The 16,471-nt window shown below is 59.6% G+C and carries 9 protein-coding genes and 1 pseudogene; 7 read left to right on the plus strand and 3 right to left on the minus strand.

Annotated elements, in window-relative coordinates; genetic code table 11:
- The 3 genes and pseudogenes from J6525_RS37425 to J6525_RS37435 all read left to right on the plus strand — a co-directional run.
- Nucleotides 1-292 (plus strand): annotated as a pseudogene (locus J6525_RS37425) (IS701 family transposase); the annotation flags it as partial.
- Nucleotides 293-669: 377 nt separating this feature from the next.
- The gene (locus J6525_RS37430) at nucleotides 670-1,752 is read left to right on the plus strand and encodes an IS630 family transposase (protein WP_225648382.1); all 1,083 of its coding nucleotides are present in this window, start codon (nucleotides 670-672) and stop codon (nucleotides 1,750-1,752) included.
- A 383-nt stretch (nucleotides 1,753-2,135) separates the two neighbouring features.
- Nucleotides 2,136-4,397, plus strand: a complete 2,262-nt coding sequence (locus J6525_RS37435; RefSeq protein WP_225648383.1) for a T3SS effector XopP-like protein — start codon at nucleotides 2,136-2,138, stop codon at nucleotides 4,395-4,397.
- Nucleotides 4,398-5,270: 873 nt separating this feature from the next.
- Here J6525_RS37435 and J6525_RS37440 read toward each other — a convergent pair.
- Entirely contained in the window at nucleotides 5,271-5,786 is a 516-nt protein-coding gene (locus J6525_RS37440; protein ID WP_225648384.1) for a hypothetical protein, read from the minus strand.
- Nucleotides 5,787-6,393: 607 nt separating this feature from the next.
- The gene (nopM, locus tag J6525_RS37445; protein WP_225648385.1) at nucleotides 6,394-8,103 is read right to left on the minus strand and encodes a T3SS effector NEL-type E3 ubiquitin ligase NopM; all 1,710 of its coding nucleotides are present in this window, start codon (nucleotides 8,101-8,103) and stop codon (nucleotides 6,394-6,396) included.
- A 638-nt stretch (nucleotides 8,104-8,741) separates the two neighbouring features.
- On the opposite strand from nopM, the gene J6525_RS37450 reads away from it, so the two are divergent.
- From J6525_RS37450 to J6525_RS37465, 4 genes are all read left to right on the plus strand, one after another.
- Entirely contained in the window at nucleotides 8,742-10,565 is a 1,824-nt protein-coding gene (locus J6525_RS37450) for an NEL-type E3 ubiquitin ligase domain-containing protein (RefSeq protein WP_225648386.1), read from the plus strand.
- 1,123 nt (nucleotides 10,566-11,688) lie between these two features.
- Nucleotides 11,689-12,063, plus strand: a complete 375-nt coding sequence (locus tag J6525_RS37455; protein ID WP_225648387.1) for a hypothetical protein — start codon at nucleotides 11,689-11,691, stop codon at nucleotides 12,061-12,063.
- A gap of 939 nt (nucleotides 12,064-13,002) precedes the next feature.
- Nucleotides 13,003-14,667, plus strand: coding sequence for an ABC transporter ATP-binding protein (locus tag J6525_RS37460; RefSeq protein ID WP_225648388.1), 1,665 nt, complete (start codon nucleotides 13,003-13,005; stop codon nucleotides 14,665-14,667).
- 616 nt (nucleotides 14,668-15,283) lie between these two features.
- The gene (locus J6525_RS37465; RefSeq protein ID WP_225648389.1) at nucleotides 15,284-15,463 is read left to right on the plus strand and encodes a hypothetical protein; all 180 of its coding nucleotides are present in this window, start codon (nucleotides 15,284-15,286) and stop codon (nucleotides 15,461-15,463) included.
- 178 nt (nucleotides 15,464-15,641) lie between these two features.
- Here J6525_RS37465 and J6525_RS37470 read toward each other — a convergent pair whose 3' ends face one another.
- A complete protein-coding gene (locus tag J6525_RS37470) occupies nucleotides 15,642-16,085 on the minus strand; it encodes a hypothetical protein (protein WP_225648390.1) in 444 nt (147 codons plus the stop codon).
- Nucleotides 16,086-16,471: the final 386 nt, after the last annotated feature.

Raw genomic sequence — 16,471 nt, forward strand, 5'->3', positions numbered from 1 at the left:
CGGCTTTCATCATCACGCAACGATGTGCATTGCGGCCTACGGATTCCTGATCTCCGAACGGGAGACGATTCCCCCCTCAGGCGCGCGGCGCGCCCGGCCGATCCCGCTCGCTCGCGTTCCCGCAGATTATAGACCCCGCGGATCCGCCGCTGCGGTCCCAACGTCACATTCCAAACTCGATCGCGACGATGCGACGGCAGCTCGAGCATGGGCTCGTCCGAACGCTGTCGAGATGTCCTTGTTGTGCGATCAAGTTCGACCACTACACAGATCGTCGTTTGTGACGCAGTAAGACTAGATGAGCAGCATCTCGGCTTTTCTATCCTGAAAAGGACTTGCACAACGTCGGTTCTGCTCAATTCGAACACGAGAAGAAGAGTTGTTATGACGGACCGTTCCACATCGAGCCAGATCTACGTATCGTTGGATCGGTAAGCTCTTCTCGTTGGATCCGTAAACTCTTCGGTCGAACAACGGCATCTCTTTCCCGGTTAGCAAGAGGTTCGCTGCTGCCGAAAGTCTGCAAATCGTCATCCTTCCGGCACTTCCTTTGCCGCAGTCCTCCAGTCCGTTCCACGGTTCGGCATGCTAGTGTCCTGAATCAAAAGTTCGGCGGACTCCAAATCGACTCGATGATAGCGGACTCTCCTGATTTGGGGAGGATTGGCGATGGGTCGACGCTTTGCTCCGCTGGAGCTTGATGAGGTGGAACGTGCTGAGTTGACATCGTTGGCGTCGCGTCGAAGCACTGCTCAGGCGTTGGCACTGCGGGCTCGGATCGTCCTGGCCTGTGCTGAGGGCGAGCAGAGCAAGGTCGTGGCGGCCCGTTTGGCTGTCGATCCCGACACGGTCGGCAAATGGCGGCGGCGGTTCTCCGAGCATCGGCTTGAAGGTCTTTGGGACGAGCCGCGATCGGGGACGCCACGCACGATTGAGGATGCCCGGATCGAGGCGGTGATCGTTCGCACCCTTGAGACCCAGCCTCCCGGGGCCACCCACTGGAGTTCGCGCAGCATGGCGCGGGCCAGCGGGCTGTCAGTCTCAACAGTACAGCGTATATGGCGCGCTTTCGGCTTGCAGCCGCATCGGTTGGAGACCTTCAAGCTCTCAACCGACCCCGACTTCGTCGCCAAGGTTCGCGACATCGTCGGCCTTTACGTAGCTCCGCCCGAGCGCGCCATCGTACTGTGTGTCGATGAGAAGTCGCAAATCCAGGCGCTGGATCGCAGCCAGCCCATGCTGCCCATGCGACCTGGCCAGCCGGCGCGCCGTAGTCACGACTACAAACGCCATGGCGTCACCTCGCTGTTTGCCGCCCTCGACGTCGCAACCGGCCGGGTCATTGGCAAATGCTATGGACGCCATCGTGCCAAAGAGTTCCGCAAGTTTCTCGATGAGATCGAAGCTGCGGTTCCAGACAATCTGGACGTCCACCTCGTCATGGACAATTACGCAACCCACAAGACGCCGTTGATCCGCAACTGGCTGGCAAAGAGGCCGCGCTGGCACGTCCACCTGACGCCAACCAGTTCATCCTGGCTCAATCAGGTCGAACGCTTCTTTGCACTCATCACCGAGCGTAAGATTAGGCGCGGCATCTATCGCAGTGTGGCGGCGCTACGGGCCGAGATTGCCTCCTTCATCGACCATCACAACGCTGACCCAATGCCGTTCCGATGGACCAAATCAGCTGACGACATTCTCGGCTCAATCGAACGCTTCTGCGCTTACAATCTGCCCGCCAAGGCATAAAATGCCATGAACTTTTGGTTCAGGACACTAGACACCCTTCGGTATTCGGGAAGGCATTGGCAGGGCTATGCCCTAGACAAGCCGCCGCCATCGCCGAGTCCTTGAGGGATCGCCGTCACTGCCATAACGCGCAGCCTGGCAGCGCGCATTTCTATTGGTCACGGCGAGGCAGCGCCGAACGCGGACACGCGTTAGAACCGAGCGTCCCGCGCCTCATGGGTCATCCCTATTGCTGCCTCCAGCGCCACAACAGCTTCCATGAAATTGGAACTCGGGCGGCTGGGGGGGCTTTGTGCATCCGCAGAGCATCCTTCGTCAGCCAACCGTCAGCCAGGCGGTCTATCCAGGGAGGCTGCGCATTGTTGACCGTATGGGAGATGGACATGACGGGCATTGGCCGACCTGGCGAACCGTATGTTGGGGCTACAGGAGCCGACAGCACGTCGGGATCGAGTAGTACGCCTTCGGCGCCCAATTTTGTCCCTGCGGAAGGCAACCGGGTTTTCGACTCCGTCGTGGAGCGGATGCGCTTAGCGCCTGAAGATAGAATAGCGACGCTCGCGAGCCTGCCCTCAGGTTCGGGTGTGGCAGTCCCCATTTCCTCAAGCGGTGAGGGGATCAACGCAGCGAAACGAAATATGGACGGCCTGCTTGAGGAACTTGATGCTTGCCACAGTGCTGCCATGGGCGCTCAGAGCTCGTCTGAGGCGCAAGAGCTGATCGATCAGGTTGTCAAAGCGGGCGCAGCAGTTCTGGACTACTACGCGAGCCTGCCCCCAGATGTGGCGCGCGGCATTCTTTCCGACGATCAGGCTCGCCGAGTTCGTGACCAGACGCTGGATGCGGGGAACCAATGCAACGCGCTGGCCGCGCCGACTATCTACGCCTTGGAGCAGAGTAGGAAGAATGCAGGAAAGATACTCGAGCGGATGCGCCAATCCAATGCTCCGCCGGACCACCTGATCCGAGCGGCTTCTAGTGCGGCGAAACACTATTTGGCCTGCACGGAGTGGTGGGGAAAAAAGGCATTGCGCTCCGAACGGATGCAGTCCGTCTGCGGAGCCACTGCCAACTTGCCAAGTGCAACGGCCGAAATACGACAGGCCGAGCAGGCGACACTACGGCTGCACACCGGCTGGGCACTGTATACGAAGTGCGTGCATCTGCAGTCGCAGGTCGCTCTCGCGCGGGTCATGATTGAGTCGCAGGCGAGCACGCTCGACCCGGCCGTCAGGCAAATCCTCTTGGGTGAGAACGGTCGGGCACGTCTACTCGGAACCTTCATGGAGGATGTCATTCCGGCGTTCCTCTCAACGGGCGACGCTGTTCTGAACAGCAAAGGGCAAGCCCTCGATGCAGCGCACTGCGCTGTTCTGGAAGGGGTCATGGAGCGCCTATCGGAATTTGCGTCGGCATTGCCCAACATGGTTGCCGAGCTAAGGAATAAGGTGGCAAGTCCCGAGCTTCCGTTGGAATTGTTGGATCAGATCGTGGAAGGAGCGTGGGTCACTGCCCATGAGGTTATGCGCCTCCTGGCAGTGCAGCCGAAGACACCAGCCATCATTGCACCGCCAACGGAGGCTGGCCTTGCGATACCGGCCGACGCCGCCGGCAGGGCCCCGGCGGCCGAAGACAGTCCAGCGCGCAGGAAAGGGAAGGGAAAGCGCAGGCAGGCCGGAGGTGCGGGAAGTTCGGCAGCCGGGCGGCGGCCCGAGCCGCAGCCCGCTATGCCCGACGCCGACACGGCGCGAGCCGCCAAGGTTATTGTGCTCTCGGATCTGGGCACGAAGAAACTCGCGAGTGCGGAGGAGGCGCATGCGAGGACGTCATCGTCGGCGAGGGGACACTTGGCGATATGGCAGGCTCCGCCATCGAAGGAGGCACTGACACGCCTGCTCGAACGGTTGGACGAACTCTTGCAATTCGATCTGGGCAGTCAGCAAAGAGCCATTTCGCAAGCGCGCCACATGAAGCCGGAAGATGCCGACCACGTCGTGGACACCGTGGTCGAGCGGCTGCAGAGCCAATCTGCGGAGATAGAGGCGTGTGTAGCCGCGCTCGACGAACCTCGCCGACGCGGCCTACTCACGCCTGTGCAAGTGCCGGAAGTGCACGACAAAATAGTCCGCCTCAAGGCGATGTTGTCGGAGGTTCAGGGGCAGATACATGCTTTGAAGGCACGAAAGGCGTCGATCGAGATCGATTGTATGAAGACCTACGCGTTCCCCTCGCAGAAGTACCTCGAACGGTTGCAGACGGCCGAAGAGTTGGCTCCCTTGGAGCCACCGCGCGCGTTGAAGGGCGAGCCAGGAAAGCTGTTCGAGATCAAGCTGCAGCCTGCGCCACTGGTCAATGGTGCGGTGCCACATCCGATGTGGGTGCACATCCATACGAAGCGGCCGGTCCATGCATGGCAGTTGGCGACATTGGATGACGCCGAGTTCGCCGCTTGCCACGTGAAATCCAACGAACAGCGCGGCTACAATCGCCTCTGGCAGAACGCTCGAGCTGCAACAGGCCACGATGACGTCGTGATTCACCGCGGCAAGCTCACGCCTGCGTTCTGCAAATCCTTGTTAGGTGCCGCTTTGAGCGGCTACCCAGGCTATCCTTTTACCGAGACGGAGCACGGGATACGCAGGTGACTCGACACGAGACCAGTCAAGGCGTCTCTGCAGAGTGCCGCTTGTGGTGACGGCATCTGTCTTCTTCGCATCCGGATCCAGTGTTCGAATGAACCGCACCTTGGGCCCGCGGGCTCCAACTCCTGGGAGAATCGAGGCGCGGGAAGAGAACACGCGCTCTATCTACACGATCGCAGGCAATCCTTTTCGATGCCGCGCGAGCAAGCCCCCACTACGAAGCGATTCGACCGAGTGCGAAGACCAGCGCTCGGGTGACAAGCGGCCCCATGGCACGGTGTGCTTTAGTTGGAGGGACAAATGTGTCCGGTGCCGACGGCGGTCCGTTCGAATGTGATCACGAACGGCGGCAAAGACCTGTCATATCCTTGCGAACTGGCGGGCAAACCTTCGGCGGGATTTTAGGGCGCTTTTGCATGATCCGCCCCCAGGAAGACAAGTATCCTGGGCCAGTTTGACGAATCGAATTGGCGATGCACAGTGCGGTTGCCTATCCATGCTACTCTTGGATGAGGCTACGATGGCCCCAGCATCCCGGCTTCCACGGCCCCCAGAAGGTGCTGGGGCTTTTCGTTCTTCCTTGAGCGCGTTGCGGCGCGCCCGATCTCGATCCACGCCGGTGCTGGGTCCATGTCCGGACGATCCGTCGTTCGGTGGCGCACCGGCCCGGCGGCATCAATATTCCCACGACCGCTCGGCTGAATATCCTCGGGCACATCTGGCTCGATAACGCCATCCTGTAGGCAGACGCCTATGACGGATGGCGGCTCCCCCCCTGATCGATGCGGGAGGTCAGTAGGCCGCCACCGTTCCGGCCAGGGCCGAGTCGCATCTGGTCGAGGGTCGGGTGGCTCAGCATCACGGTCATCACTTCCTTCATTGATAGTAGCCCGCCACGGATGCTGGCGCGGCAAAGGCATGGCTTCGACGGGCGCGTCGCGGGCTCGTGTGGTCGAGCCCTGCCTTGAAGACGGCGCTCACGGAGGAGCCGCTGAATCGCATTGAGCGCCCTCTCGCAGGTTGCTTCCAGCCGATTGCGCTCGTAGCGTCGCGCAGAGCGATAATGCTTGTGGCGAAATAAAAATACTGTTCGGAATACGGGCGCTCGCGCATCAACCGCTCGACCGGCATGGCGAGGCAGACGCATTCCGCGCTGCCATCTTGATCAAGCTGGCCGGCGTCATATTGACGTGAGGCCGATGGGATTGGGGTGTGCTCGTTCAACGTAACATGGCGACTGCGCTTGGAACGCCGCGCTTGGCTGGCGACGTGGTGATTCTGGAAGATGTCGACCGCGCGATGGCAGGCCAGATGTCCACCTGACGACTGATCAGCCGGCGCGGCGCCAAGTAAAAGGTCTTGTCGACTTTGACACGACAAGCGGGTGCACATTTGCCGTTTTCCATTCGGCATATTCGAATAAGGATTTCGTCGGGAGTGGCGCCAATGGCGCGCTCGATCTCTTCGAACATCTCCCGGCGGGATTTTCCGCCACGGCGCATCGGCCGGCTGGTTAGCGCCTAAAGCAATTCACCAATCGCGCTATTGAGACGGCCTCGCCCAGCCCACGCTGCGAGAACATCGGCAATCCAGGTTCTTGGGTTGACCCAAGTGCGGCTAGCCAGTCATGGCGGGCAGGCTCGCCTGCTACGTATGGTCCCTAGCTCAGTTCTACCGTGCTCAGGCCTGAGCATCTAGCGTCCTCGGGTCTGGCCACATCGCGCCACGTCCGGCAGTCCATAGCTCGACCTTCCAACGCTTGCGAGCACTTCAAGTCTCTTATGCTGCCACTGCGCGCCTTCGATCCCCATTTGTGCCGGCTCGATCCTTGCTCATCACTCGTGAGCGAGCCCGACGTTGCTCGTCGGCGTGCGTTATTCGATCCGCTGACCAATCTCGATCGGTGATGGTCAGCGGCAGTTCGAAGATGATGTCAGTTGACACAACCGATCAGCGCTGCAGAGCAATGAAGATATCTGCGCGGCGGCTCTGAGAAGTCTTATTGTTCGATCCCGCGGTCTGCGAGCAGCCGGTGCATGACTTCGCCTTTGATCTCGCCAGCGATTTGGTTTCGGATTTGAGCTCCGAGCACCCGCTCGGCATCTGGGTCGCCTAGCAGACCGTGCTCGGCCAAGCGCTGATCCAGGCGGCTTTGAAACTCCTCGCCCATGGCTTCGACGAGCCGATCTTGCATTGCTTCATATTCGTCCGGAGCGATGCGCCTCAGCACCGTCTCCCAGGGTTGCCAGCGGGTTGCCATGTAGTCGGTGAATTGGTTCGCTTCCTGCTCCCGAACCAGGTCCAGCGCCCGCGCCGCATCATCCGGGGTCACGTGAGAGACCGACAGGAAACGCATCTCAGGGGCGACGTGACTGAGCTCCAGCGGCTCGCGCAGGAGGTGTTGATAGGCAAGGTAGACTTCGACATCGTCTACGTTCGGGTCGACGCTGAGGAGCGATTCAACCCTGTCGCGCGCGATCCCGTCCAGCGCCTCGAGGCGAAAAGCAACGCGGGCGCGCTGGATCAACTCGCTAAGCCGGTCATCATACGACCCATTCTCGACTTCAGCATTGAGGCGCGCGGTCCGCATACCGTTCCAGTGCAGGGTAATACGATCCTCGCAGCTCGCGTTGGCCTCGGAAGCCTGTGTGAAAAACTGCTCGCGCAGTCTCGGATCCGCCGCCGCCTGCCGCAGATCGTCAGCCACTGCCTGCCGAAACTCGTCGCTGCCCTGGTTTACGGTCCCTCGTAGCCTCTCCAGGAAGCGGGCGTAGTCCTGAGCGCCCGGCTCATCCGCAAAGTGCTGCCATTCGGCAAGCGCTGCGAGGTCGTTCCCGAGCCAGTGCGCCGCAGCCTCGTGCAGAGACCGTTGTTCAAGATGCGGTGCCGCCAGGTGAGCGCGGACCTCGTCTGGGAGCGGGTTGTCGGCGAACGCAAGCTCCAAATTCGGGTAGTTTAAACTCGATAGGAGATCCTCAGGCAGGCTGGTCAGCCGGTTGCCGCTCAGATTGAGCGATTGAAGCCAGCCGGGAAGGGGTTCGGGGAGGCTGGTCAACTGATTGCTGCTGACATCGATTTCGATAAGCCCCGATGGGAGGACGGGAAGCTCGGTCAGCTGATTGCCGCTAACCGCGAGCGAGGTGAGGCCGGTCGGGAGCGCGTCGGGCAGGCTGACGAGTCGGTTATTGTTTGCGCTTAGGATCCCGAGCCCCGGCGGGAGATCTGCCGGCAGACTGGTCAGCCTGTTATCGTTCGCTTCCAGGCGATAGAGGCTCGCCGGGAGCACGTCCGGCAAACTGGTCAACTGGTTATGGCTAACAAGAAGTTCGTTGAGGCCCGGGGGCAGCCGAGCGGGCAGGCTGCCCAGCTCGTTGTGCATGGCGCGCAGTTCCCTCAGGCGGGGCGGCAGGGCGTCGGGCAAAGCGGTCAGGGAGAGGGATGACAGATCTACCAAATGCGATCCAATGTTCTCCGCAGCCCTAATTCGTGAGCGCCCTTGTCGCCGATTCTCGGCTTCGCCCTGGCCCTCTTCGGCGGCCCAGTTTTCCAGGATGCGCGCACGCGAAGAGGCGGCGGTCCGGTACCCAGTCAATGCTTCGACCCAATCAGCCAAGGCTCGGTTGAAGCCGCCGAGGTAGCCTTCCTGCTCCCCTTCTTCAAAAGTGTTCGGGGCGGAATTTGCGCTCTGCTGTGCCTGTCCTGTGTTCATCAACTTGCTTCACTGTTAGAATCAAAGAGTATGCCTGCCGCTTCTCAAGACCGCGAAGCAGGCAGTTGCGTAGCGCAATGATCTTTCGAGCGAGCGCAGATGCGCCGGGGCTAGCGACGCCTGGCCGAGCCGGTAAGCTTCACACGAGGCCCTCCGAGGCAACTGGATCGATCCTGCTGCCAGGCTTGCTGCCACTTCGTTGACCAGATAAGTCCTGAAGACCGTCAACGTGGAAGCCTTCTACCTTAGCAGGCCTACCTGTCGATCAGCTGACGAGTGTTGCTGCAGGACAGCCAGTTCACTCAACTCTTGTTGCCAAAGCAGGTCACACCGACGGCTGAGCGGGTCAACATCTTAAGATGAATCGGCGCCGACTGCTTGTTGCTTGGGGACAGACGCCGCACGCTCGGGGGATTGCAGCGCCTGCTGCTGATGCCCGGAACGTACAGGTAGGAAAGGATCGTATCCTCAGCCAGGACCACAGCCCAGTTTCAGGTCAGGACAGCAATGTCGGCTTTCCGATGCCATCGTTGCCAACTTTTGCCGATCGGACTTGTCAGCTTATGGAAAGCTGGATGTCTTAGGCCCTCCTACATGTCGTCGTGGACTCAGTCTGTTCAGTCTCGTAAGGGGTGGAGATGGATTCTTTTCAGGAACGCCAGATACAGCGCGGCGGTGCCAACCCTTCCGCGTCTTCCGGCCAAGAGGACCGGGAAAACGAAGCGGCGCAGTGGGAGGGAGCTGTGTCAGGCTATGCAGAAGGCCCGGCGGATTCAACTCAGGCGGACGGCGAAATAGACCAAGCGCTTGAGAATTGGGCCGCTGAACAGCAGGTGGGCCCACTCGAGGATCGGGAAGAGGCAGTAAGGCGAGTAAATGCTCGGCATGAGTCCGCGAGACTGGATCTCGAATCGTTATCTCTTACCAGTCTGCCTCGACTTCCGACCGAAATCGTCGTGCTCGAGGTCCCCTTCAATCGGCTGACCAGTCTGCCCGATGGTCTGCCTGCTTCGCTCCAGCGTCTCAACATCAGGGGCAATCAGCTCACTAGTCTGTCGGCTCTTCCGGCCGAGCTCAGAGGGCTTGATGCAAGCTCAAATCGACTGAGGAGCCTGCCCGAGGTCCTGCCTACAGCGCTCCAGTTCCTCGACGTCAGCCACAATCAGTTACCGAGCCTGCCTGAGACTCTCCCTGCTTCGCTCCAGTTTCTCTATGCCAGCCACAATCGGTTGACGGGTCTGCCGGAGGATCTGCCCGCTACGCTCCAGTTTCTCGACGTCTGCCAAAACCGCTTGACGGGTTTGCCGGAATCTCTCCCTGCCATGCTCCGGTTTCTCGACGTCAGCGAAAACCAGTTGGCGAGTCTGCCTGAGGACCTGCTGGCGCAGTTGGGCGCAGGTGCCAGGATAGAGCTGGGTGAAAATCCCCTGGCCGAGCAGGTGCTGACGAACCTGGACACAACCCTCCGCGCCGAAGGGTATACCGGTCCGACCGTCTACCTTTCGCGCGATGACGAAAGTGATTTGTCCGGGACAGACGATGGACAGGCCGATGATCTCGCTGAAACAGTCGCAGCCTGGCTCAGGAGCGATCCGAAGCAGGGCGATCGAGAGGTACTGGCCACTTGGCAGAGCTTTGCAGAAGAGCCGGGCGCCCAAGAATACGCGTTTTTCCTCGAAAAGCTGTTCGACTCGGTCAATTCTGGCAATGAACAATTCCAGCAGTCGGTCGCTGACGATCTGCGCTTGGCGGCCACCAACCCGCAATTGCGCGCGCAGTACTTTCAACTGGCTCTCGACGCCAACCAAAGCTGCGAGGATCGAAGAACTTTGACTTGGAACGGCATGCAAACCGCGCGGCTCATCGCAGACGTCGAGAACGGGGCCTACGACGATACGGCCCGACTTCCCGATCTCGTCGATCTTGGGCGCATCATGTTCCGTCTGGACGCGCTTGAGCGGATTGCGCGCAAAAAGACTCACTCGCTTCAGTCCGCCTACAACGTCGAAGACATCGACGCCGTTGAGGTCTATCTTGCTTATCAGAACAAGCTGCGCGACCGGCTAGGACTGCAACACGTCGCGCCCGCTATGCGCTATTTTGACGTCTCCGGCGTCACCGATGCCGACGTTGACAGTGCGGAGACCTCCGTCCTGACCAAGGAGGCGGCGGAATTCGCCGGCTATTTGGCGACGGACTGGCAACCTTGGGACGGCCTGGTGCGGCGAATCGCTCCTGAAGAATATGCCATGATGCAGGGCCAGCTCATTGATGCAATGGGGGAGGAGTTCGACAACCGGCTGGAGCAACAACTCGCCGACAAAGGCTTGGCCGGGAGTGCATCTGATCTCGTCGAGGATGCCAAGCGAGAATTGGGTGCTGAGATTCGCAAGGAAATCGCCCGCGAGATCAAGGGCGCTCTAAGAGACAAGGTGCTCAATGATCACGGCGTGAAGCTCTGAGGCCGCCTTTGCTACAGCGAGAAGCTAAAGGAAACTTAAGCTGATTGAGCGCGTGGTTGACCGTCGATAAAGATTTCCGCCGCTTTGCCAAACACTTTAGTTTGCCAAAACTTCCTTGTTGGCGCTCTGATTTGCCGCAACTGCAATCTCACGGTTCACTTGGGTGCGGACGCTGGGTCAGACAGAGGAGCGCGATTTAACACGCGTGTTCATAAATCTTTCGTAGACGTCTGGCTCGCCCAAGAGCGATCGCCCTTTTTACAACGCAGCAAATGTCGCAATGGGATCCTCGCCGATTTCCTGAGTGGCGGTTGTCTGGCTTTCGCCGCGCGGTGCTTTTCTCGGCCGCGGCTCAGACTACGCGAACGGCATCAGCATTCATGTACGCAATCCCCGCGCCAACGAAACCACGCCGACTGCCAGAAATAGGCCGTCAGTAAGCCGGCAGCCGATGACAGGGATGTTAGCGATCGCATCATTCCCAGCGGAGGAAGCGGCTCGTATCAAGCCCCCACCGTGCGAGCCGTATGCTGAGAGAAGGAAGGCGCCGAATAGGTTGACGAATAATGCATCAAAGCCCGCAAAGCCAAGGCGACGTCTGGCGGGACAAGGCGCGGGGACCTTATGTGCTGCCGTCCACAGCCCTGCACCTGCGGGAAGCAGGATTGTGCTTGTAAGTGGCGTTCCGACCCGTGCCCGAATCCGGAGCGACCAGATCAGTGCGAAGAAGATCCACCGCCGAACTCCTCAGGCGTTGCTGCAAAGGGGATGGCCAGACTGGTTAGTTGGTTGTCATCGACGGCTAAGCTCCAGAAGGCTCAGGCAGGCTGGTTGCTATGAGCGCGGGGCTCGCGAAGGCAGCCGGAAGGGCGGGAGGACTGATCGATGGGTTGTCGCCGATGATCAGGTAGCCGAACAAACGAACGGAATTCACCGATCTCTGCGGTCATCGCATGCGCCACGAAGAGATCGCTTGCGCACTCGATGGGGGATGTGACGGGACGGCCGGGCGTCACTCGTCCGGTCAAGGAACGCAAGTCACCCGGCCCCGGCCAATGCAGTCACCGCGTTCTCCAATTGCTCCGATTAATGCGTGAGTCCTCGAAGCGCGCGAGAAGCAACCATGATTGACTTCGCTGATTCCGAGCGACTGATGACCAGAGCCGCGGAGATATCCGAATTCATCCATTCCGTAGATGAGCCTGATCAAGAAAATCAATTGTACCACTTATGGCGCCTTCATATATCCGTGGAGGACGGCTTGGGGCCTATCTACGGGAGTGACTCTGAAATGAAAAAATTGCTGTTTGTAACCGCGAGCGCCGCTGCGTTTGCAACGACGGCGCTGCCGGCCTTTGTTGCCGAGGCCGCCGATCAACCCGTCGCCAGCAAGGTGCAGCTAGCCGATACGTCATATCCTCAATGCGCGGAGGACCCGTTGGATGGCATCTGCGATCTGTTTTTTTGTTTGACCGATCCGGCGTGCGTACAGCACTAACGACGGAAGACAAACCAGGCATAGAACGAGGATAGAGGCACCGGCCGCTCGCTGGACGGCGGCCGCGTCCTCCTCCTCCGACTATGCTGGCAGATTGCTAACTGCACCTTCTTCAGCGTTCCCTCCGGCAATAATTCTGCCCCGCAACATTTGGGGGTAGCAATGCCTGCGGATACAGTTACGTGGCATGTTGGTACGCAGCCGGAGCGCGGTCAGGCAGGCCGAGAGCATAGGTGTGCGTAGGTGTTAAGCGGATACTGTTCCGCCGACTGCGTGAACATCGTGGCGAACTTCTGCGCATCGCACTGTCAATGATCGGAATGGTAGCGATACGGCCGGCTTCCTGTTCTTGCCGCGAATGATGCAAACGCTACAAACCTCAATCGCCGTGGTTCCCAATGGTCGTTCCTGCTGGTGGATCGCCGCGATCGACGCCAGCCGGTTGCCTATCACTATGACTCCGCTCCGCCGGATTTTTGGGGGCGCCCGGAAGGACAGCGTGGTTGACAACAATCAGGCAACGCGCGCCGCTGAGCTCCACTTTGTCACCGAGGCCAGGAACGAGATATCAACGCGGTTGAAATCGCTGAGTTAAGACCTCCTGCCTGATGTTGTCTCGGCGCGCTTCAAGGTGAAAACCCATAGCGCTACGTCGAGTTCGCAATAGCCAAACAAAAATCGCAAAATTCGCACTGGTGTTCAGCCAGCACGCCACGAAACATGATCTCTCATGTGAGAAGTCGGACGACAACCTACCAGCCTTGGTGAGTTGATGAGCGTGCTGGATGGTTCGATTTGAAGCCAAGCAATGGTACACGGAAAGTCCCGGCGAGCACTCATCGATCGTTTTTTATGTGAGCTCGCATATCATCATCGTGCAAACGGAGCTATGTCGGCTCTTTCAGCCTAAGCAGAGCTCATTTCCTCTATCCGCTAGATATGTCGAACGACAGCACGTTATCACCGGTTTTCGAAATCTTGCATGCGTATTGGCGCTCCGATCAGTGGTTGCTTCTCGTCGTTGTCGCGGTGGTGCTGATCTCAAGCGCGACCAGCGTCGCAGCGCCCTATGTATTTTCGTGTCTCATTGACCGTCTCCCGCGGGAAGACATGTCGGTGCTTGCGTGGGGGGTCGCAGGCTATGCGGTCCTACTCGGGACAGCCTCCGCATTGCAGCGCATGCTGCAGTATCTGTCCTTCATGACAGCCGAGAACCTGGGCTTCATCGCTGCAACAGGCTTCTTTGATCGCATCCTGAGGAAAACCGCAGCCTTTTTTCTTGAGCACAATCCCGTAGAGATACAGAATGCGGCCGCTCGCGGGCGCAGCGCCCTAACGGCTTTGGTCCAGCTTGGGATCGTCGTGTTCATCCCTGCTGCAACACAACTTCTGCTTACGTTCGCTACTCTCGGTGTGCTCCTCAATATCCAGATCGCTGCAATCGTCATCGTCTATGGCGCAGTTCTGATTACATTGACGTGGAGTTCCACGCGTCGCGCGTACGTGTTCCTGGAACGAGCCAGAGAAGCCGGACAGGACAATGCGCGTTTCGTTGGCAACGTCATGAACTCCATGGACACCTTGCGGTATTTCGGCAGTCATTCCTGGGTGAGCCAGCGCTTTACGATGAAGGCGCGGGAGGTGCGTGACAACTGGCGCGCCTATGTGTTGCAACGCGTCGCCTACATCGCCGTGCTCGGCCCAGCCGTCGCGCTACAATTTGCGGTCACGTTTCTCCTTCTCATACCTGAATACCAGGTTGGGGCGGTCACCATCGGGAATATGGTGCTATTCAACATGCTTCTGCTCCAGCTCAATATGCCATTCGAGATGGTTGCGCGAGCCATTTCTGACGTGGCGCGGTCGCGAGCCGACCTCATCCCTCTAGCTAGGCTATGGGCCGCACCAGAAGAGCGGCGACCATCTCACGCTCAAGATTTTACGCCCTCCGCTGGCCAGCTATCTTTCGAGGGCATTGGTTACGCCTACGACAACGGTCGTGGCGTTACGAACGTCTCGTTTATGGCCGGGCGCGGTGGGATCACCTTCCTTGTCGGTGAATCGGGATCGGGAAAATCGACAATCTTTAAGCTCGTCTTGAAATCGATTGAACCGGACTGCGGTCGTATTTTGGTGGATGGAACCGATATAGCGGGCATCGAACGCGCGGATTGGTATGCCGCAGTTGCTGTCGTGCCGCAGGACGTGATGTTGCTCAATGAGTCGCTAGCCGACAACATCCTGCTAGGACGGCCCCGCAACGAGGTGCGCCTTCGCGCTGCGTCGGAAAAAGCCGCTATTCTCCCCTTAATCGAGGCCTTGCCTGAAGGATTTGACACAGCCGTTGGAGAACGTGGTTTGAAGCTTTCCGGCGGAGAGCGCCAGCGTATTGCTATTGCCCGCGCGCTTTATGGCGAGCCGGCGATCCTTCTTCTTGACGAGGCCAGCTCCGCGCTCGACGAAGAAACCGAGCAGGACATTATGGACCATATCCGTACGCTAGCCAAAGATGTGACCGTGCTGGCGATCACTCACCGCAAAGGCGTGGTTTCTACAAGCGACGTCGTGGTCGACCTGACCGAGTGCGGCTTGTCAGTAACATAGGCGAGGGCAATGATCGGCCCGGCGCGTTGACGCCACACAGAAGGTGCATTGCCGGACGAGATGCGTTCGCAGTTCAAGGAGCGACCCACGTCATAGAGACGATCCTCGGCATCTATGAAGGAGTTGGCGGCCCCGTGCTCCGGTAGACGTGAAACATTCTAGGGTGCCGATTGCCAATATGCGATGCCGGGCGGCAGGGACGGGTGTAAGATTGGCGATCGGCCGGCTTGCGGTCAGAGCAGGCTCCTTCGTCTTGAATTCACGCTGCACCAGACCGGAATTCTGCGCATATGTGCCGAGATTGATGAGTTCGTCGAAGACAGACATCGACTCACTTCCCATTACTTGTGTCCGGACGGCAACATCGGTCACGATGCCTCCGCGGGCATTGGCGAGATGGACATGGTCCTCCGCCGTCACGCTGATCACAGGCGCCGCCCTTGTACGCATACGCTTGACCACGAGCTTGGGTTCGCAACTCAGAAAGGCGGTAGATGCGATCTCTTCCGGAGGGCAGGCGAGTGCTTCGGGGCGTGTCGCCGCGTGCCGACGACGTTTATCTTATCCCGGCGAGCAGCCGCCTTACTCATGGCGTCCGCTTTGCCGATCGCGGGTGTTGTTCAACAATCGCCCGCCGAGATTCTTCAATCGCGGACGGCGCGATGTCGGTCCCGCCACCGACGCGGATTTTCTAACGAAGCTCTGGCAAAACGGGATCGAGTTCTTCCTGCTCAACCGTCTTGGCTCCATCTTCTGCCAGGTACGCTGCCAGCAGCGCGATACCGGACTCTGGTGAGCATCTGGCGGGTCCGGAGTTTTTGGACGGCACTTGTCCCGAGCGCTCGGCAATTTCGACGCTCATCAGGCGGGGGCGGATCGGTCGACCGACGGCGCGCTCGATGGTGTGGAATATCCGGTCCCGTCGGGATCGATGTCCGACCGATGGAAGGTCGGCGTCTGTTCGGATACCGACCCTACGACCGTCCGCAGCGCCTGCTGGGTGGCGAGCGAGGAGTAACCGCCGACGTACGTCGTCGTTCCCAGTCGACGGGGTCCGCCTCGGCAATGTGCCGGTTGAAGCTTGCGAAGTTTTCGATCGTTAGAATGTACGCCGGCGGCTCCCGAAAGCCGACGCGATCTGCTTCCCTGGGAGTGATTCCGAGATAATGTGGAGAAATCCGGGAGAGGTCGGCTCCCTCGAGGTCGAGTTTTCCCGCGAGCAGCAGCGGTGCGCGAAGCGCTCCCGTCCGATTGCCCGCAGTGCCTCGCCCGGGCGGAAACCCCAGGATGCCTCTCAGGAGCCGCACGCCCGCACCCTCGATGCGTTCGAGCGTCTTGCTGTGTCCCACCGTTCGTCGCGAGAAGGTCTTGTAGTCGACGTTGAGATGCTTGTTGTCGAGGATGGCCTGTCTTGTCAATTTGCAGGAACACCTCGGCCTGCCGAAAAGGCACTTACGCCGCGCATCTCGTCAATTTCGAGCTGTTCGAATTGCACCCGTGGCCAGACGCGCCGCAACGCCCCGCTTCTTCAAGGCCATTGCCGAACGGACAGGCTTATAATGGAGCATGCTTTCCTGGCATGTGGTCAAGTAACCGAAGATCCTTGACGAACTGGATCTCACCAGGATCATCTTTGACCACTCTGAGAACCGCGGCTCGGAGCCCGGCTTGGCTTTCGGGCAAACAGGCCACCTCGCTTCGCGGCGGCCGGGTGCTTCGATCGCATCGTGTGAAGCGCTGCGGGCGCCCGACAGTCTGATTGGCCTGATCGACAAGGTCTTGGGTACTCTCGGAGTACTCGGCG

The sequence above is a fragment of the Bradyrhizobium australafricanum genome, from assembly GCF_020329495.1.
GTDB lineage: Bacteria > Pseudomonadota > Alphaproteobacteria > Rhizobiales > Xanthobacteraceae > Bradyrhizobium > Bradyrhizobium australafricanum.

What these genes read in the sequence shown, in the direction of transcription:
- J6525_RS37440 (WP_225648384.1), bottom strand. Translation starts at nt 5,786, where the DNA reads ATGTGCACCCGCTTGTCGTGTCAAAGTCGACAAGACCTTTTACTTGGC.
- nopM (WP_225648385.1), bottom strand. Translation starts at nt 8,103, where the DNA reads ATGAACACAGGACAGGCACAGCAGAGCGCAAATTCCGCCCCGAACACT.
- J6525_RS37450 (WP_225648386.1), top strand. Translation starts at nt 8,742, where the DNA reads ATGGATTCTTTTCAGGAACGCCAGATACAGCGCGGCGGTGCCAACCCT.
- J6525_RS37430 (WP_225648382.1), top strand. Translation starts at nt 670, where the DNA reads ATGGGTCGACGCTTTGCTCCGCTGGAGCTTGATGAGGTGGAACGTGCT.
- J6525_RS37455 (WP_225648387.1), top strand. Translation starts at nt 11,689, where the DNA reads ATGATTGACTTCGCTGATTCCGAGCGACTGATGACCAGAGCCGCGGAG.
- J6525_RS37460 (WP_225648388.1), top strand. Translation starts at nt 13,003, where the DNA reads ATGTCGAACGACAGCACGTTATCACCGGTTTTCGAAATCTTGCATGCG.
- J6525_RS37435 (WP_225648383.1), top strand. Translation starts at nt 2,136, where the DNA reads ATGACGGGCATTGGCCGACCTGGCGAACCGTATGTTGGGGCTACAGGA.